Genomic DNA, 18274 nt, shown 5'->3' on the forward strand with positions numbered 1-18274 from the left:
TTTGGCGGCGCGGGCGGCTCAACATTCGGCCCGGCGGCGGGTTACGCTTGCAGTATTTCGGCCCGGAATACGTCTCCTGTTGAAGTCAACGCAAACCTGATGGGCACCTCCCATCAGGTCTGCTTTTTCCGCCCTACCCCTACCCATGTCTACCATCACCATTGCGCCCAATTCGGCCCAGCCGCTCACCGTCAACCGCCTGGGCTACGGCACCATGCGCCTCACCGGCCCCCAGATTTGGGGCGAGCCAGCCGACCGGCCGCAGGCGCTCGAAATTTTGAAAACCGCTATTGAGAGCGGCGTTACGTTTCTCGATACGGCCGACTACTACGGCGACGACGTGACTAACCGCCTGATTATGCAGGCCTTGCATCCCTACCCCCAAAACCTGGTGATTTGCACCAAGGTGGGCGCCACCCGCAAGCCCGATGCCAGCTGGGTGCCCTTCAACACGCCCGCCAACCTGCGCACGAGCATCGAAAACAACCTGCGCACGCTCAAGCAAGAGCAGGTGCAGCTGGTGCATTTGCGCCTGATGGGCCACAGCGCCGTGCCGCTGGCCGAGCAGTTGGGCGCCATGTTTGAGATGCAAAAGGAAGGGATGATTCAGCACGTAGGCCTGAGCAACGTGAGCCCCGAGGACCTGGAAACCGGCCTGGCAATGGGCGAAATTGCCACCGTCGAAAACATGTACGGCTATGCCCAGCGCACTACGCTGAACGACGGCCACGGCGAAACCCGCGGCGGCGAAGAGGTACTGGCCCTATGCGAGCAGCACGGCATTCCGCTGGTGCCGTTTTTCTCGCTCATTCATGGCCTGCCCAAGGCGGGCGATAAAATGGCCGAGTTGGCCCGCCAGCGCGGCGTGTCGGAGGCCCAGCTCAACATTGCCTGGCTGCTGCACAAGTCGCCCATGCTGCTGCCGATACCAGGCACGTCATCGCTGGCCCACCTGCGCGAGAATTTGCAAGCCGCTGACATTAAGCTCAGCGCCGAGGACATGGCTTACCTGGGGTAGGCTGTAGGTCAGTCTTTTCGCGAAGCTAAACGCCCTCGCCATGCAAAGCCAATGCTTGTATGGCGAGGGCGTTATCATTGACAATCAGTCCAGCACACCAGCTTGCACAACAGATTGAATGGAGCTACTCTTCTTCCTGCAAATTCAGCTCCCTACCCTGCCCCAGCAGGCGCACGGTGGCGTAGGCAATGAGTAGGAAAGCCCAGAACACCACCGTTACGCCCCAGGTCTGCCAGTTGTGAAAGGGGTGCAGGAAGCGCTGCACGATATCGTAAACCAGGGTGAAGGGGTTGCTGAGAATGTCCCAGGAATTGTAGCGCAGGTAGCGGCCGAGGTACACACCGAAAGCGCTGAGGCCCAGCGCCACCGTTACGAAGCCCCAGCCGGCCCAGAAACCCAGGCGCTGGCGCACCAGCGCGTGCATATCGAGCAACGAGGCGAAGGCCAGCATCAGCCCGTTCCAGGCGCAGGACATGATGAGGGCCAGGTCGTACCAGTACGGCACGCCAGCGTGGGGCACCAGGTGAAAAAGGTCGGTAACGAGGTAGGGCGCATTAGGAAAGAACAGCAGCCACACCGCCCCAATGGGCAGCAGCAGCCGGGCCTGAGGCGCCCGGGCCGCCAAGTGCAGCGCCGCGCTCAGCGCAAACGGAATGGCGGCCAGAAACAGATTCCAGAGCAAAAAGATGAACAGCAGCTGCCCGGTTATAAACACGCGCACCGCGATAAGCGCAAAGCTCAGGGCCAGCGACAAACCCAGTATCAGCAGTAGCGGCAGGCGGCGGCGCAAGGCGGGCAACGACAAAGGCATAGATAGGTACATCGGCGTAAAATGCTAGCAGGCGTGCTACCGCAAGGGGGTAGCACGCGGTTGTAGAATACCGGTAAAACGGGAAGACGCGCGCGGGTGGTAGCACTAAGGTAGGAAACGGGAGGGCACGGGCTGCTTTCGGGCCCTCCCCGGCGGGGCGTACCTTTGCGGCGGCCAACGCTGGCCCGCCCTACCCCCATGACCTGTCTGTACCGTGCCGTTGCCCCCTTGCCGTGGCGGCGGCTGTTTTTGCTACCCCTACTTTTGCTGAGCCTGGGCGCCGCTGCCCAAGGCCAGCTCGCGCGCTACCGCACCGGCAAAGCCCAGCTCGACCAGGGCCACTACGCCGCGGCCATGCAGGAGTTGGAGCCCCTCACGCAGCCCATCAACCACTTTGCCCAGGCCCCCGACGCGGCCTACCTCTACGCCGTGGCGGCGGCCCGCCTGGGCCAGTGGCCCGAAGCCGAGCAAATGCTCAACCTGCTGCGCAACCAGTACCCGGCCTACCCCGGCCTGAGCGAAGCGCTGTACTTGCAGGGCCAGGTATCGTTTGAGCAGGGCGACTACGATACCGCCCTGCGCACCCTGGGCCAGCTGCCCGCCGAGCCCTACGCCGCCCCGCGCGAGGCCATGCAAGCCACCTACTTAGCTAAGCTGAAAGACCGCACCACCTGGCAGCGCCTGCTCAAGCGCTACCCGCAGAGCAAGCTCATTGGCCGGCTGTATGCTGATTATCTGCTCACTGCTACCCCCCTCCCCGAGGCCGACCGCCAGCAGCTCGATGCGCTCGTAACGCAGTTTAAGCTCGACCGCAACCGATACACGGCGGCCTTCATGGCCCCGGCCGTGCCCAAGGCGCTGCCCCGCAAGGGTACCTATAGTATTGGCGTGCTGTTGCCTTTTGAATTGCAGGACAATAGCTGGCAGACGCAGCGCAAAAACCAGTTCGTGACCGACTTCTACGCCGGCCTGCGCATGGCTCAGGACTCGCTGCAGCGCGCCGGCCACCCGGTGCAGCTCTTCGCTTACGATACCGGGGCCGATACCCTGACGCTCAAGAGCGTGCTAGCCATACCCGAACTGGCGGGCATGGATATGCTCATTGGGCCGGTGTATAAATCGGGAGCCAAGCTGCTGGCCCGCTACGCCCGCGACCACCAGATTATCTGCATCAACCCGCTCTCGCAGGACGGCAGCCTGGTGCAGGACAACCCCTACCACTACCTCTACGCGCCGAGCTCGGCCACCCAGGGGCGGGTAGCAGCCCAGTTTGCGGCCACCTCGTTTGGCACCGGCCGGCCGGCCGTGCTGCTGCACGAAGACAGCAAGGACGAAAACGACTTTGCCGCGGCCTACCAGGCAACCTACGAGGCAGCAGGCGGCCACATAACGGCTACCCACACCTTCCGGCCCGACGACCCGACCAGCCTAACCGCTGCCCTCGTGCCCGCCGAGCTGGCGGGGGCCAGCCACGTGGTAGTGGCTTCCGACAACCGCAAAGTGGGGCCGGTCGCCTTCTCGGCGTTGGGCCAGGTGCCAAGTGCCGGCCGCCCGGCGCTGCTGGTGCCCGGCACCTGGCTCGACAACCCCAGCCTCGGCGTGGGGCAGCTGGGCAGCGCGGGCGTCTATTATTACCAGCCGCGCTACTTCGACCGGCAGGGCCTGGGCTACCGGCGCTTCCGCCAGCTCTACCTGACTCAGCAGAAAGTACCGCCCTCCGTATTTGCCAACCAAGGCTTCGAGTTGCTGTTATTCTTTGGCAACGCCTTGCAAGAATATGGTCCCGCCTTTCAGGCCGCGCTGGCTACGGAGCCGTCGCAGCCGGGAGCCATTTTTGAAGGCCACACCTACCCCAACGGCGCTCACGACAACCAAACCGTGCCCCTGATAAAGCTCAGCAATTTGGAGCCGCAGCTGCTGCGGTAGACACCTACATCTGTCATTGCGAGCGCAGCGCGGCAATCGCCCCAGAACGAGTTGTTTGGGCGTCGTTCTGGGGCGATTGCCGCGCTGCGCTCGCAATGACAAACGATTTATAATCAGCAATCGACCCCATGACTACCTCCGAAACTTTATTTGCCCGCGCCCAGGAGTTGATTCCGGGCGGGGTTAACTCACCGGTGCGGGCCTTTCGCTCGGTGGGCGGCGCCCCCGTGTTTATGCAATCGGCCCAAGGCGCGTGGCTCACAGATGTTGATGGCAATCAATACGTTGATTTCATTAACTCGTGGGGCCCGATGATACTGGGCCACGCCTTTGCGCCGGTGCAGGAGGCGCTGACCAAGGCGCTGCCCGACTCGTTCTCGTTCGGGGCGCCTACCCGGCGCGAAGTGGAGCTGGCCGAGCTGCTCATCGAGATGGTGCCGAGCGTGGAGAAAGTGCGCCTGGTAAACTCCGGCACCGAGGCCACCATGTCGGCGATTCGGGTGGCGCGCGGCTACACGGGCCGCGCCAAAATCCTTAAGTTTGAGGGCTGCTACCACGGCCACGGCGACTCATTTCTGATTGCCGCTGGCTCGGGCGCGCTCACGCTCGGCGCCCCCGATTCGCTGGGCGTGACGCTGGGTGTGGCCCAGGACACGCTCACGGTGCCCTACAATGACCTGACTGCCGTGGAGGCCGCCATCGCGGCTAACCCCGACCAGCTGGCCGCCATTATTGTGGAGCCGGTGGTGGGCAACATGGGCCTTGTGGCGCCGGCCCCTGGCTTCCTGGCGGGGCTGCGCGGGCTGTGCACCCAGCACGGTATCGTGCTCATTTTTGATGAGGTGATGACGGGCTTTCGGCTCGCGGCGGGCGGCGCGCAGGAGCGCTTTGGCGTGGTGCCCGACATGACGACGCTGGGCAAAATCATCGGCGGCGGCTTGCCCGTGGGCGCCTACGGGGGTAGGGCCGATATCATGAACCAGGTGGCGCCGGCCGGCAAAGTGTACCAGGCCGGCACGCTCTCGGGCAACCCGCTGGCCACCGCTGCCGGCCTGGCCCAGCTGCGCTACCTGCACGAGCACCCCGAAGTATATCAGCAGCTCGAAGCCACCAGCACCCGCCTGGCCGATGGCACCCGCCAGGTTGCCAAGGAATTAGGCCTAAACTATACCGTAAACCAGGTGGGCTCGATGTTCAGCCTGTTCTTTACCGCCGAGCCCGTGACCAACCTGGAGGACGCCAAGAAGTCGGACCTGCCGGCGTTTGGGCGCTACTTCCACGGCATGCTGCGGCGCGGTATCTACCTGGCGCCCTCGCAGTTTGAGGCGTTGTTCATTTCCACGGCCATCACCGACGAGCTGGTGGAGACATACCTCACCGCCTGCCGCGAGTCGCTCATCGAAGCGCACCAGTAGTTTTTTAGCGCAGGGTTTCGCAAAGTTGGCAGAGTTTTGCTTCGCAGACCTTCGGTTCGCAGAGTTGAATGCCAAATACTTAGCGAAACTCTGCCAACTTTGCGAAACTCTGCGTTAATCTATCCTATGCGTTTTCTGCTCAAGCTGCTCCTATTTCTCCCGCTGCTGGCCCAGGCCCAGACGCCCGCCGCAGCCAACAAACAGCTATTCGACCGCACCATCGACGAGCTGAATTTTCGCACCTTCGAAACGGTGTATGACAAGCACTTCACGCGCCAGAAGTACCCCGAAAACCTGCGTACCGCCGCCGCCCGTCAGCAGTTTGCCAACTTCGAGAACAACGCCGAGCTGCAAAAGCTGTTTCAGAACTACAACGGCGTAGCCGAGCGCTACAAGACGCGCTTCGGCAACGGCCCGCTCACGCTGGCCGAGTTTGAGAAGCAGCTCAGCGGCGTGCTACGCGACCGCAACTTCGAGTTTTTCATCCGGGGCCTGCCGCGCGATGAAAAGTCGGCCCTGATTCGTAACGAGCAGCGCGCCATCAAGCAGGCTTTGGCCCGCTTCAACGCCAGTGCCAACCCCGCTACTGCCAAGCCCGCCACCGCCGAGCCCGAAGAGCCGCTGGCCGCCCCCGCGCCCCTCACTACCAACGGCCCCGCTCCCGGCTACGATGCCGCGCCCGCCCGCCCCAGCGCCGACCCCGAAATCCGCCCCACCGGCGGCGCGCTCGCCGAGGAGGCGCCTACCCCCTCCGACGGCCCCGGCTGGGTCGGCTACCTGACCTTGCTGCTGAGCCTGGGCTCCTTTGGCCTGCTGCTCTACCTGGTGGCCAACCTGCTGCCCGAGCAGCGCCGCCTGCGCCGCCGCGTGCGCGACCTCGAAGCCGAGCAGGCCTACTACCCCCCCGCCAACGACGAAGCGCCCACCGACGCCCCCGATTACCCTACCCCCCCCGCCGAGCGTGGCCCCAGCTTTTTCAGCCGCTTCCGCCCCCAATCGACCGGCGAACTGCCTGCCGATGAGTACGACGAGGACGAGGAGCACAACTAATTACCCTGCCGATTGCACGCTGAGTACACGGGCAAAATCGTCCACAACATCCGTGCAATCCGCTAAAATCCGCTAAATCCGTGATTCTGACCGACCAGCAAATCCGCGCCGAAATGGAGCGCGGTACCATTGTAGTGCAGCCTTTTGACCCCGGCTGCCTCGGTACCAACTCCTACGATGTGCACCTGGGACGCTACCTGGCTACCTACGACGACAAGGTGCTCGACGCCCGCCACCACAACAAAATCACGACGTTTGAGATGTCGGCCGAGGACGGCTTCGTGCTGGAGCCCGGCATTCTCTACTTGGGCGTGACGGAGGAATACACCGAAACCCACGCCCACGTGCCCTTCCTCGAAGGCAAGAGCAGCGTTGGCCGGCTGGGCATCGACATTCACGCCACCGCCGGCAAGGGCGACGTGGGCTTTTGCAACCATTGGACGCTGGAAATCAGCGTGTCGATGCCCGTGCGGGTGTACCCTGGCATGCCCATCGGCCAGCTCATCTACTTTAGTATTCAGGGCGATGTGCAGACCTTGTACAACCGCAAGCAGTCGGCCAAATACAACGAGCGCAGCGACCGGCCAGTGGAAAGCATGATGTGGAAAAATCAGTTTTAAGCAGTAAGGCAGGGCGTTAAGTAGCAGCGGAAGGCACAATTTCTTAACCTACCCGCCGGCTTTTGCGTTAGAATAAGCAGCCCCGCGCCCCTAGGTACCTGGCGCGATAGTTGGCTTGCTTCGTTTCTACCCCTGCTCTATCTGCCCATGAAATCTGCTTTTGCCCTTCTATTATTGGCCGCCACTTTTGCGGCGCATGCCCAGCAAATAGCCCCTGTACCCGCTCCATCCTCGCCTATGCCGCAGGATAAAACCCAGTCCAGCCCGCGCCTTAACCCGGCCGTGAGTGACCGCGCCGAGCACCTAAGCGACCAAATGACGCGCGACCTGCGCCTGAATGGCTACCAGGCTTCCCGCCTGCGCGCCATCAACAACGATAAGATTACCAAGCTGGAAGGCGTAGAACGCCAGTATGCTGACAGCCCCGACCAGCTCGATAAGCAGTCGAAATCCATTGCCCACGAGCGCGACCAGGAGTTGCAAGCGGTGCTCACCACTGACCAGTACACCAACTATTTCGACGCCCGCAAGCGCTACGCACAGGCCGACCGCAACTACGCCCACAACGCCTCAGCGTCCAACCTGGTGAACTCGGTGCAAAAGCCTACCCCCTCCCGCGCCAACGACGCGGTAATGAGCCCGACCAAACCCAAGGACACCAAGCGTTCGGGCGAGCCCTTCGGCCGCACGCTGCGCTAACACTAATCGCTTTTACGCAAACTAAAAGAGGCCTTCCCAGCACTGGGAAGGCCTCTTTTAGTTTGCGTAAAAGCATCTACTTATTAGTTAGCAGGGCCCTGCTCGTCGATATAGTCGGTCAGTTCTTTGCAGAGCTGGCGCATCATCTCGGCCATTTTCTTGTCGCCGGTGGCCGTCTGAATGGTTTCGGCCATGGAGCCGATGTTATCAACCACAAAGTATTTCATGGCGTCGGTCGGCATGTCCTTTGTCCAGAGGTCGATTTTCATTGTCGCATCGGCGTTGCGATCCCAGATAGCGACGTTAATAGCCTTGGCAAATTGAATATCGGGCCCCGCGTCGGTGGCCTGCCAGCTGATAGCTTCGGGCACCTTCTGGTCGTCGAGGGCAATGCTGAAACGGATTTCGGACTTCTTCATGAATCGCAGATTTAACAGATTTCGCGGATTTCGCAGATTCAGGCGTCAGCTTGCAGCTCTTAACGGTGCGGGCTCAGACCAAAAGGCCCTTGGCTAGCCGTGCCATTCGAATCTGCGAAATCCGCGCCATCTGCTACATCTGCGATTTAGACGTAATTATTGAGCATTACGGGCATTACCAGCATCAGGATGCTTTCGTTTTCATCGGCCTGGGCGGGCATGAGCAGGCCGGCGCGGTTGGGCGTGCTTAGCTCCAGCGTAATTTCTTCGGAATCGATGTTCGACAGCATTTCTTGCAGGAAACGGGCATTGAAGCCGATTTCCATGTCCTCGCCATCGTACTGGCAGGCCAGGGTTTCCTTGGCTTCGTTGCTGAAGTCCAGGTCTTCGGCCGAAATTACCAGCTCGGAGCCCGTGAGGCGCAGGCGCACCTGGTGGGTCGTTTTGTTGGAGTAGATGCTGATGCGGCGCACCGAATTCAGCAGCTCCTGGCGGTTGATGGTCAGCTTATTAGGATTGCTGACCGGGATTACGTTCTCATAGTCGGGGTAGCGCTCGTCGATGAGGCGGCACACCAGCCGCATCTGGTTGAACGAGAAGTAGGCGTTGCTCTGGTTGAACTCAATCCGCACCGGCGTAGACTCGGAGGGTAGGGAGCTTTTCAGCAGGTTGAACGCCTTGCGCGGAATGATGAGGTTGGCCGTTTGGCCAGCGCCCACGTCCTGGCGGCGGTAGCGCAGTAGGCGGTGCCCGTCGGTAGCCACGAAGGTTACCTGCGAGTCGGCCAGCTGCACCAGAATGCCCGTCATGGCCGGCCGCAGCTCGTCGGTGCTCACTGCAAAAATCGTTTTGTTGATAGCACGGGCCAGCGACGACGACGGCATTTCAACCGGACTAGACCCCTTCACCACCGGCACGCGGGGGAAGTCGGCGGCGTTTTCGCCGGCCAGCTTGTAGCGGCCGTTGGCCGAGCTGATTTCGATGGTGTAGGTTTCCTCGTCCAGGGTGAAGGTCACGGGCTGGTCGGGCAAGTTCTTGAGCGTGTCGAGCAAGATGCGGGCGGGGGCCGCGATGCGCCCCGACTCGCGCGATTCGATAGGCAGCTCGGTCATCATGCTCGTCTCCAGGTCGGAGGCCGTGATGGTGAGCTTACCGGGCTCAATCTCAAACAGGAAGTTCTCGAGGATGGGCACCACGGGGTTGTTCGTGACCACGCCGTTGATGCTCTGGAGCTGCTTGAGCAGGGCCGAGGACGAAACAATGAACTTCATAGGAGGGGGTAGGGCTAGGTTTTGGACGGGGGGCAAAGATACTTCCGGCAAGGCTTTACCACTAACTTTAATAAGCAGCTCGCCCGCATCCGAGCAACCATTTTCCAATCAAATGCAAGCCGCTAAACTTATCAAAATCAATGCTCTTCCCACAAAAGGCCAGGGCACTGCAATCAGCCTTTACTACCCCCACGAAAAAGCCTGACGCCAAAACGTCAGGCTTTTCAAACCAAGTAAATCGTCCACAAAATCCGTGAACCGAAGGACAGCGGAGCTAAATCCGCTAAAATCCGCGCTAATCAGTGGTCTTAGACATTAAACCGGAAATGCATGATGTCGCCATCCTGCACCACGTAGTCTTTGCCTTCGACGGCCATCTTGCCGGCTTCTTTAATTTTAACTTCGGTTTTATACTCTTGGTAATCAGGCAGTTTGATAACCTCGGCGCGAATGAATCCCTTCTCGAAATCGGAGTGGATAACGCCGGCCGCCGCCGGGGCCTTGTCGCCGCGGTGCACCGTCCAGGCGCGTACTTCCTGCACGCCGGCCGTGAAGTAGGTGATGAGGTTCAGCAGCTCGTAGCTGGCGCGGATGAGCTTGTTGAGGCCTGATTCGGTGAGGCCGTACTCGCTTAGATACATCGCTTTTTCATCGGCATCTTCCATCTCGGCAATCTGCGACTCGATGGCGGCCGATACGAGCACTACTTGCGCGTTCTCGCTTTTAACGTGTTCGCGCAGGGCGGTCACGTGCTTGTTGCCGTCGGTGGCGATGCTGGCCTCGTCCACGTTGGCCACGTAAATCACAGGCTTGATGGTGAGCAGCTGCAAGTCGGCCACGGCCTCCAAGTCGTCGGGGCCGGCTACTACGGCGCGGGCGTTCTGGCCGGCTTCGAGGGCCGACTTGAAGAGATGCAGGCTGGCTACTTCCTTCTTAGCCACGGCGTCGCCCGCCTTGGCGCTGCGCTCCGATTTGATGAGCTTCTTATCGATACTCTCCAAGTCTTTGATTTGCAGCTCCGTATCGATTACGTCCTTGTCAAACACGGGGTCAACCCCCCCGGCCACGTGCACGATGTTGGGGTCGTCGAAGCAGCGCACCACGTGGATGATGGCGTCTACCTCGCGGATGTTGGCCAGGAATTTATTACCCAGGCCCTCGCCCTTGCTGGCGCCCTTCACGAGGCCGGCAATGTCGACAAACTCGATGATGGTGGGCAGCACGCGCTTGGGGTTCACGAGGGCTTCCAGAATCTGAAGCCGCTCGTCGGGCACGGTAATCACGCCCACGTTGGGCTCGATGGTGCAGAAAGGATAGTTGGCCGATTCGGCCTTAGCGTTAGATAACGCGTTAAAAAGCGTGGATTTGCCGACATTCGGCAGGCCGACAATACCGCAGCGGAGGCCCATTTTATTTAAGTATGAATTGGAAATTATGAATTACGACTTGAGATAATTCATGCGCAAAGGTACGGCGGGCGGCGGGGCCCGGCCACTAAGGCAAAGCGCCGCTGCTCCGGGTGCGGAACAGCGGCGCGCTACTACTCTTTCTCCCCCTCGTGCTCGTTGCGTGTAGTTAGTAAGTGCTCTCGCCCAGGTCGGGGGCGGGGTCATACCCGGCGGGGCGGTTGGCCTGGTCATCGGGTGCCGGGCCGTCGGGGTTGGCGGGGCGGGGCTGCTCGCCGTCGAAGCTGGGGCGCGGGCGGTCGAGCTCGGCTACTTCTTCTTCGGTCAGCAGCTCGTCGCGCACAAAGTCCACGGCGTCGTGCAGGGCATCGATAAACTTGTTGAAATCTTCCTTGTACAGAAAAATCTTGTGCTTTTCGTAGCTGGCGGGGCCATCGGGGTCGGAGCCGGGGCGGCGCTTACTTTCGGTGATGGTCAGGTAATAGTCCTGGCCACGGGTAGCTTTTACGTCGAAGAAATACGTGCGCTTACCCGCCTTCATGCGGTGCGAGTAAATTTCTTCCTGGTCTTTAGAGTACCGGTCTTCCACGTGTTAAGAGAGGGGATAATAGGGGGTGATATTAATATTTAAAAAGCTAAACTTACGTCGGCCAAAGCAAAGATAGAGCCGGAAAGTCGAACCTAAATCTGGCTTTTGCCCGGGCGAAACTCAAGCGGTGGGCAGCTTGTTTATCAGCACGTAGTATTATTTCAGCCCCGCACTACCCGAACGCCGCCCTATTATTTACCCATAAACACTGCCTTGGATTAGGGTAGCTACTTGATTGTTAACTCCGTATTATCTTTTCCTACCCCCCTGTTATGCCCTCAACCGCACTCGACCTGGCCGCTATTCGCTCGTTTGAAAATCTGGAGCTGCTGGCCCGGCAGCTGGTCGATGGCTTTATTACCGGCCTGCACCAGTCGCCCTACCACGGCTTTTCGGTCGAGTTTAGTGAGCACCGGCTTTATAACCCCGGCGACAGCACCCGGCACGTGGACTGGAAGGTATTTGCCCGCACCGACAAGCTCTTCGTGAAGCGCTACGAGGAAGAAACCAACCTGCGCGCCCACCTGCTGCTCGACGTGAGCCCGAGCATGTACTACCCCTCCCCCGGCCACGACAAGCTGAAGTTTGCGGTGCTGGCGGCGGCCGCGCTCACCACGCTGCTGCAACGGCAGCGCGACGCGGTGGGCCTCGTCACCTTCGCCGAAAAGGTGGAGCTGCAAACGCCGGTGCGCGCTACCTCTGTGCACCGCCACACGCTGCTGCTGGCCATGCAGCAACTGCTGGCGCGCCCTACCCCCTCCAGCCGGCCCGGCCAGGCTACCGACGTGGCCGGCGTGCTGCACGCCATTGCGCAGCAAATTCCGAAGCGCTCGCTCGTCATCCTGTTCAGCGACATGCTGGGGCGCGGGGCGGCCGAGCAGGAAGCGGCGCTGGCGGCCTTGCAGCACCTGCGCCACCAGCACCACGAGGTACTGGTGTTTCACGTGCTCGACCGGGCCACGGAGAGTAATTTTGACTTTCAGGACCGCCCCTACATTTTCGAAGATGTGGAGACGGGCCAGGAGATTCGCCTTCAGCCGGCACAGGTGCGCGAGCAGTACCGGGCGGCCATGCGGCAGTTTGAGGAAGACCTGGCGCTGCGCTGCGGCCAGCTCAAGATTGATTTTGTACCCGTCGATGTGCGCGAGCCCTTCGACAAAGTGCTGCACGCCTACTTGGTGAAGCGCGGCAAAGCCCGGTAATTTATGTTTGCTACCTATTTTTTCAGCATCCTGTTCCTGCTGTTTCTGGATGTGCTGCTGGCCTCGGTGACGATGTACATCGCGTACTCGCACGGGCACTCGCGGCTCAAGTGGTTTGTGCTGGGGCTGGTGCTACCGTTCGTTTCCATTTTTATTGCGCTGGCCGTGGCTATTCGCGATGAGCAGCGGGCCAAAGCGGCGCGCGGCGGGGCGCCCGCGCCCAGGCCCGAGCCGGGCGAATTCTCGTGATTTTTGAGCCGTTAGCTACTGGCTGCCAGCTGTTGGCTCTCGGTTAATGAAAAGCCAACGGTTGGCAGCCAGTAGCTAACGGCTCAAAGAATAGTAGCTTCGCAGCAGTTTTTCACCGGCCGGGCTGCCCGGCATTTTTGCTTTTACGCATGTATCAGGTACTTCTTTTTCTTCATTCGTGGTTGCGCTGGTTTGTGGTGGGCGCAGGGCTGCTGGCTGTGGTGCGCGCCTACATGGGCTGGACTGGCCGCCGACCCTTCACCAAGAGCGACAACGGCATCAGCGCCGCATTTTCGGGCTTCATGTGGCTGCAAGTTATTGTGGGCCTAGGGCTTTACTTTGGCCTGAGCCCCTACGGCCTCAAGGCGATGAAAGTAGCCGGCGCTATGAAAGACCCCACGGCCCGCTTCTTTGGCATGGAGCACATTGCCGTGATGATACTGGCCGCCATTCTGGCCCAGGTGGGCCGCATTGCGCTCAAAAATGCTTCCACCGATACCCTTAAGCACAAGAAAGCCTTTACCTACTTCGCCATTGCGCTGGTGCTGGTGCTACTGATGATTCCGTGGGGCCTCTGGAACCCGTACCGGCCGCTATTCCGCCCCTAAACCGCAGATCTAACTGATTTCGCGGATACGGCGCTGCGCGCCTGACTAGCGTTTCGGGCTGGCTTTTCATTCAACAAAAAAAGTGACCTGCAGGGCCACCTTTTTTGTTGAATGAAAAGCCATTGAGTGCTGCGAGTGGCAACTAGTTGGCAAGTCGGTAAGCTCGGTGTAATGGGCTTTTTCGCAATTCCTCTGGTAACGAATTTGTTTACCCTCCCTACCCCCCACTATGCCCGCCGACTATCTCGCCAGTGCCCGCAAGCAGTTTGCCTACTACAAGCTGCTGGGCGACCAAACATTTGCGCAAGTCGCCGATGAGCAGCTTTTTTGGCAGCCCAACCCGGCCTGCAATAGCATGGCTAGTATCGTGAAACACTTGTGGGGCAATATGTTATCGCGCTGGACGGATTTCCTGGCTTCCGATGGCGAAAAACCCTGGCGCGCACGCGAAGCCGAATTTGACAACGACCTGACCACCCGCGCCGCGGTACTGGCCCAGTGGGAAGCCGGCTGGCAGTGCCTCTTTGCGGCGCTCGATGAGCTGGCCGAGGCCGACCTGGGCCGCACCATTTATATCCGTAACCAGGGCCACACCGTGCTGGAGGCCATCAACCGGCAGCTGGCGCACTACCCCTACCACGTGGGCCAGCTGGTGCTGTTGGGCAAGCTGCTGCAAGGGGAGGCCTGGCAGTCGCTGTCTATTCCGCGCGGCGATTCGGTGGCCTACAATGCGGAGAAATTTGCGCGGCCACCGCACCAGGAGCACTTTACGGACGAAAAGCTGAAGCGCTAAGGGCCATTCTATTAGCCTTTGGCTTGGTTCCCTACCCCTGCCAATGAGGCTGGACCTGCTGGGCGTTGGGCGTTGCAAAGTGGGATTTGGGGCCGAAAAGCCGGGAGTTGGCAGAAAATGTTTTTTGGCCTGCAACTGCAATAAGCCGCACGGTATCGCGTCTTTATACATGTTGTCGTCCACCTTATCTTTTCCACCATGCTCTATCTCTTTGGCCAACTCGCTCTGAGCGACTCGCTTCATTACCACGAAGATTTTGATAAGGACGACTACCCGGCCGCGGTAGCTAGCAGTGGGCCCGCAAAGCCCGAAGCAGGTGCCCGCCCGGTGGCAGCAGGCCAGCGGCGGCACTGCGAACAATATCCTTCGCCAGCCGACTGCGCCGCTATCAACCAACCAAATTAATGCAGCTGTAGCCGGCTACATTAATTATTAAATTGTTCGTAACCAGCCGCTTACCTTAGCTGTCGACGCCACAGCCGGTAAGTACCCACGGTATCGACGGGCTGGTAGCGACCGGCCAGGGCGGGCGGCAAGGCATCGTTGGGAGCCGTGATAAAGTAATCGGCGGCCGGGGCCGGGCGCTGCGCCGGGTGCGGAGCTAGGTGGCCAGCGCGGCGGTAGAGGAAGTACGGGTAAAAGCTTTCCTCGGAGAAAGTGACAGAGGGCGCGCCGCTGGGCAGCTTGGCCAGCCGCTGCTGGGCCGCGTCGAAACCCGCCGACAGGTCGTAGTAATACAGGGCCAGCGGCTCGCGCACCGGGTTGTGGCGCACGAAGCCCAGCCCTACCCCCCCAATTATACCCAACGCCCCCGCCAGCCCAGCCCAGGGCCGCCAGCGGCTCAGCCACACGCCCACCGTGAAGGGAGCCAGCACTACTGCCAGGCTAAAAAGCGCCAGCAAGTTGCGGTGAAAAATAACGTGCCGCAGCCCCAGCGTGCCGCCCAGCATCGCTAGCAGCCACGCCCCATACAGTAGCCCCAACTGCCAGTAGCGGCGGTGCGCCAGCAGCCCCAGCGGCAGCAACGCCAGCACATAGGCCGGCCAGGGCCCCAGCCCGATTTCGCCAAACGCGTAGGGCGCGTAGCTCTTCACATCGGGCCAGGCCTTGACTACGAACTCGGTCAGGCTACCTTCAAAGGGGCGCACGTAGGGGTTGGCCGCCAGCGAGGCCAGGCCGGAGAAGCCGATAACAGGCAGATAAAACGCGCCCGCCAGCGCCAGCGCGCCCACCTGGCAGCGCCAGAAAAGGCCATCGAAGCGCCGCTGCCGCAGCTGCACCGCCGCGGCCGCCAGCAGCTGTGCCGCGTGGTAGAATAAGAACGTGGGCACTACCGCGTAGCCCGCCGCCACAGCCAGTGCATTCACAATCAGCCACTTAACTTGCCAGGGCTGCCGCCAGTGGGCCAGCAGCGTAGCCACCGCTACCCAGTGCAGCAGCGCATACAAGGCGTAGCCGCGGGCCTGAAACCCGAAGCCCCACAGCGAAAAATGCAAGCCGGCCAGCACTGCCAGCAGCATCCCTACCCCCCGGCGCCCGGTGAGGCCCGCCACCAGCCGGTACACCACCGCCAGCGTGCCCGCGTAGGCCAGGCCCGACAGCAGCCGACCCGTGGGCACCAGCCAGGGCAGGCGGTGCAGCCAGCCAAACAATCCGCCGTTCAACAGATTGAATAGCACGTGGTTATTGGGCAGCATATAGTAGCTCCAGGTGGCAAAGAGCGACTCGTTGCCCGCGCAGTACACCGCCGAAAATACCTCGTCATAGGCCGGCGGCACCTGGGTGGCGCCCCAGGCCCAGAGGCCCGCCGCCAGCAGCAGCAGGCCCGCCAGCCAGGGCAGGTCGGCGCGGCTCAGCAGGCGCAGGGGTGGCGCGGCCACGGCTGGTGGGCGCGGGCGCGCCCACCAGCCGTAGGCCCCTACCCCCATCAGCGCTGCCAACGCCAGCGCCGCCAGCAGGTTGCCGCGGGCTTTTACGGCGGGCGTGAAAAAGTCGCGGGGCCAGGCAGGGCCCCGGTACAGAGAGGGCGTGTGGCGCAGGTACCAGTCGCGCAGGGCGGGGTAGGGCGTGAGCAGGTAAGCCAGCAGCAAGGCGGCGGCTACCAGCAACAACGCCGCCCCGGCCACCTGGCCCCACCCGGCCCGGCGAGGGGGGGTAGGGCCGGGGGCCGGGGCGGCGAAGTCCGGCGCGGGGCGCGGAGTCAGCATAGGTTATTGCCCGAGCACGATGGCAAAAATCAGCGGGGCCACGATGGTGGCGTCGCTTTCGATGATGAATTTCGGCGTGTTCTGACCCAATTTACCCCAGGTGATTTTCTCGTTGGGCACGGCGCCCGAGTAGCTGCCGTAGCTGGTGGTGGAGTCCGAAATCTGGCAGAAATAGCCCCACAGCGGCACGCTGGTGCGGCCCAGGTCCTGGTGCAGCATGGGCACCACGCAGATGGGGAAGTCGCCGGCAATGCCGCCGCCAATCTGGAAGAAGCCCACTTTGCTCTCGTCGGTAGCCTGCTTGGTGTACCAGTCGGCCAGGTAAATCATGTACTGGATGCCCGTGCGCATGGTATGCACATTCTTGATATCGCCCGTGATGACGTGGCCGGCGTAGATGTTACCGAGCGTCGAGTCTTCCCAACCGGGGCAGATGATGGGCAGGTTTTTCTCGGCCGCTGCCAGCATCCACGAGTCTTTGGGGTCAATCTGGTAGTACTGCTCCAGCTCGCCGCTCAACAGAATCTGGTAGAAGAATTCGTGGGGGAAATACGCCTCGCCGGCCTTATCGGCCTTCTCCCAGAACTTCAACACCACGTGCTCCAGGCGGCGCATGGCCTCTTCCTCGGGGATGCAGGTGTCGGTCACGCGGTTCATGTGGCGCTCCAGCAGGGCCTGCTCGTCGGCGGGCGTGAGGTCGCGGTAGTTGGGCACGCGCTCGTAGAAGTCGTGGGCCACGAGGTTGAAGATATCTTCCTCCAGGTTGGCACCCGTGCAGCTGATAATCTGCACTTTATCCTGCCGAATGAGCTCGGCCAGCTGAATACCCATTTCGGCGGTGCTCATGGCCCCGGCCAGGGTAATCATCATTTTGCCGCCTTCGGCGAGGTGCTTGTTGTAGCCATCGGCCGCGTCGATGAGGGCGGCGGCGTTGAAGTGGCGGTAGTGATGCTTGAGGAAATTGGTGATTTGCATGGGGTAAGGTTAGGTACGATTGTCATGCTGAGCTTGTCGAAGCATCTCTACCGCGTAAGTAATCCTGCTGATTGAAAATTACTTACGCGGTAGAGATGCTTCGACAAGCTCAGCATGACAATCGTCTTTTAGTAAACAACTTAGCTAGGCTCGGCGATAATCAAATTGTGGTTGGTATAGATGCAGATATCGGCCGCGATGTGCAGGGCGTCTTCCACCATTTGGCGGGCGGTGAGGTGCGGGGCGTGCTTCTTGAGGGCCAGAGCGGCGGCCTGGGCATACATGGCGCCGCTGCCAATGGCGGCCACGTCCATGTCGGGCTCCAGCACGTCGCCGGTACCACTCACGATGAGCAGCTCGTCCTTGTCGCAGACCACCATCATGGCTTCTAACTTACGGAGGTACTGGTCTTTGCGCCAGTCTTTGGCCAACTCGATGGCGGCGCGCTTGAGGTTGCTGCCATAGGCAGCGAGCTTCTCCTCGAAGCGGTCGAGCAGCATAAAGGCATCGGCGGTAGAGCCGGCAAAGCCGGTCACTACCTTGCCATCGTTGAGCTGGCGCACTTTGCGCACGTTGTTTTTGGCTACGTGCTTATCCATCGTGGCCTGGCCATCGGCCCCGAGGGCAATCTGGCCGTTGTGGCGCACGCCGAGCACGGTTGTAGAGCGAATTTTTGGGAGCATGGCGCAAAAATACGCCCGCTCGGACGGGAAATGCCTTAATCTATAAAGAACGTCATGCTGAGCCTGCCGAAGCATCTCTACCCCGCCGTTAGAATTACTAATCTATGCGGCGTGGCAGAGATGCTTCGACAAGCTCAGCATGACGTTCTTATGAAAATCAATAAATCAACTAGTGGTCTGACAACTTAATTCTGCCAGTAACAGTACCGAGTAAACACTATCCGTTTTTTGCCAATGCCCCGCCTCGCCAAACCCGTCATGCTACCGCCTGCCGATGCCGCCAAATTAGAGGCGATTGTCAAAAAAGGCACCCACAAGAGCCGCAAAATCGCG

The 18274-nt window shown here is 60.9% G+C and carries 19 protein-coding genes; 11 read left to right on the top strand and 8 right to left on the bottom strand.

Annotation, left to right across the window (positions count from 1 at the left end; translation table 11 throughout):
- Positions 1 to 145 precede the first annotated feature (145 nt).
- Positions 146 to 1018 (top strand): aldo/keto reductase, encoded by an 873-nt coding sequence (locus E4631_RS11785; protein ID WP_133655217.1) that lies wholly within the window; start codon positions 146 to 148, stop codon positions 1016 to 1018.
- A 124-nt stretch (positions 1019 to 1142) separates the two neighbouring features.
- Here the strand turns inward: E4631_RS11785 and E4631_RS11790 are convergent, their stop codons facing one another.
- On the bottom strand, positions 1143 to 1829 hold the full coding sequence (locus E4631_RS11790; RefSeq protein WP_166647902.1) for a DUF1361 domain-containing protein: 687 nt from the start codon (positions 1827 to 1829) through the stop codon (positions 1143 to 1145).
- Between the two features lie 198 nt (positions 1830 to 2027).
- Between E4631_RS11790 and E4631_RS11795 the strand changes: the two genes are divergently transcribed.
- From E4631_RS11795 to E4631_RS11815, 5 genes are all read left to right on the top strand, one after another.
- Positions 2028 to 3755 carry an ABC transporter substrate-binding protein gene (locus E4631_RS11795; protein ID WP_133655215.1) on the top strand — a complete coding sequence of 576 codons (1728 nt, stop codon included), beginning with the start codon at positions 2028 to 2030 and terminating at the stop codon, positions 3753 to 3755.
- A gap of 128 nt (positions 3756 to 3883) precedes the next feature.
- Complete coding sequence (gene hemL, locus E4631_RS11800) at positions 3884 to 5170, top strand: glutamate-1-semialdehyde 2,1-aminomutase (RefSeq protein WP_133655214.1); 1287 nt, start codon at positions 3884 to 3886, stop codon at positions 5168 to 5170.
- 126 nt (positions 5171 to 5296) lie between these two features.
- On the top strand, positions 5297 to 6220 hold the full coding sequence (locus E4631_RS11805; protein WP_133655213.1) for a hypothetical protein: 924 nt from the start codon (positions 5297 to 5299) through the stop codon (positions 6218 to 6220).
- Positions 6221 to 6300: 80 nt separating this feature from the next.
- Positions 6301 to 6840, top strand: coding sequence for a dCTP deaminase (gene dcd, locus E4631_RS11810; RefSeq protein WP_133655212.1), 540 nt, complete (start codon positions 6301 to 6303; stop codon positions 6838 to 6840).
- Between the two features lie 237 nt (positions 6841 to 7077).
- On the top strand, positions 7078 to 7539 hold the full coding sequence (locus E4631_RS11815) for a hypothetical protein (protein WP_133655211.1): 462 nt from the start codon (positions 7078 to 7080) through the stop codon (positions 7537 to 7539).
- An 83-nt stretch (positions 7540 to 7622) separates the two neighbouring features.
- Here E4631_RS11815 and gldC read toward each other — a convergent pair whose 3' ends face one another.
- The 4 genes from gldC to E4631_RS11835 all read right to left on the bottom strand — a co-directional run bounded on the left by gldC (position 7623) and on the right by E4631_RS11835 (position 11224).
- On the bottom strand, positions 7623 to 7958 hold the full coding sequence (gene gldC / locus E4631_RS11820) for a gliding motility protein GldC (protein WP_133655210.1): 336 nt from the start codon (positions 7956 to 7958) through the stop codon (positions 7623 to 7625).
- A 146-nt stretch (positions 7959 to 8104) separates the two neighbouring features.
- The gene (gene dnaN / locus E4631_RS11825; RefSeq protein ID WP_133655209.1) at positions 8105 to 9229 is read right to left on the bottom strand and encodes a DNA polymerase III subunit beta; all 1125 of its coding nucleotides are present in this window, start codon (positions 9227 to 9229) and stop codon (positions 8105 to 8107) included.
- Positions 9230 to 9537: 308 nt separating this feature from the next.
- Positions 9538 to 10638 carry a redox-regulated ATPase YchF gene (gene ychF, locus E4631_RS11830; protein ID WP_133655208.1) on the bottom strand — a complete coding sequence of 367 codons (1101 nt, stop codon included), beginning with the start codon at positions 10636 to 10638 and terminating at the stop codon, positions 9538 to 9540.
- Between the two features lie 166 nt (positions 10639 to 10804).
- Complete coding sequence (locus E4631_RS11835; RefSeq protein ID WP_133655207.1) at positions 10805 to 11224, bottom strand: DUF3276 family protein; 420 nt, start codon at positions 11222 to 11224, stop codon at positions 10805 to 10807.
- A 272-nt stretch (positions 11225 to 11496) separates the two neighbouring features.
- On the opposite strand from E4631_RS11835, the gene E4631_RS11840 reads away from it, so the two are divergent.
- The 5 genes from E4631_RS11840 to E4631_RS11860 all read left to right on the top strand — a co-directional run bounded on the left by E4631_RS11840 (position 11497) and on the right by E4631_RS11860 (position 14481).
- Positions 11497 to 12426, top strand: a complete 930-nt coding sequence (locus tag E4631_RS11840) for a DUF58 domain-containing protein (RefSeq protein WP_133655206.1) — start codon at positions 11497 to 11499, stop codon at positions 12424 to 12426.
- 3 nt (positions 12427 to 12429) lie between these two features.
- Positions 12430 to 12675, top strand: coding sequence for a hypothetical protein (locus tag E4631_RS11845; protein WP_133655205.1), 246 nt, complete (start codon positions 12430 to 12432; stop codon positions 12673 to 12675).
- Between the two features lie 149 nt (positions 12676 to 12824).
- The gene (locus tag E4631_RS11850; protein WP_133655204.1) at positions 12825 to 13283 is read left to right on the top strand and encodes a hypothetical protein; all 459 of its coding nucleotides are present in this window, start codon (positions 12825 to 12827) and stop codon (positions 13281 to 13283) included.
- A 229-nt stretch (positions 13284 to 13512) separates the two neighbouring features.
- On the top strand, positions 13513 to 14076 hold the full coding sequence (locus tag E4631_RS11855) for a DUF1572 domain-containing protein (protein WP_133655203.1): 564 nt from the start codon (positions 13513 to 13515) through the stop codon (positions 14074 to 14076).
- A gap of 198 nt (positions 14077 to 14274) precedes the next feature.
- A complete protein-coding gene (locus E4631_RS11860) occupies positions 14275 to 14481 on the top strand; it encodes a hypothetical protein (RefSeq protein WP_133655202.1) in 207 nt (68 codons plus the stop codon).
- Positions 14482 to 14531: 50 nt separating this feature from the next.
- Here the strand turns inward: E4631_RS11860 and E4631_RS11865 are convergent, their stop codons facing one another.
- The 3 genes from E4631_RS11865 to hslV all read right to left on the bottom strand — a co-directional run bounded on the left by E4631_RS11865 (position 14532) and on the right by hslV (position 17941).
- On the bottom strand, positions 14532 to 16283 hold the full coding sequence (locus E4631_RS11865) for a hypothetical protein (protein WP_133655201.1): 1752 nt from the start codon (positions 16281 to 16283) through the stop codon (positions 14532 to 14534).
- A 3-nt stretch (positions 16284 to 16286) separates the two neighbouring features.
- Positions 16287 to 17258, bottom strand: a complete 972-nt coding sequence (locus tag E4631_RS11870) for a deoxyhypusine synthase family protein (RefSeq protein ID WP_133655200.1) — start codon at positions 17256 to 17258, stop codon at positions 16287 to 16289.
- Positions 17259 to 17398: 140 nt separating this feature from the next.
- Positions 17399 to 17941 (bottom strand): ATP-dependent protease subunit HslV, encoded by a 543-nt coding sequence (gene hslV / locus E4631_RS11875; RefSeq protein WP_133655199.1) that lies wholly within the window; start codon positions 17939 to 17941, stop codon positions 17399 to 17401.
- Positions 17942 to 18274 lie beyond the last annotated feature (333 nt).

The sequence above is a fragment of the Hymenobacter sp. UV11 genome (assembly GCF_004684095.1).
Taxonomy (GTDB): domain Bacteria; phylum Bacteroidota; class Bacteroidia; order Cytophagales; family Hymenobacteraceae; genus Hymenobacter.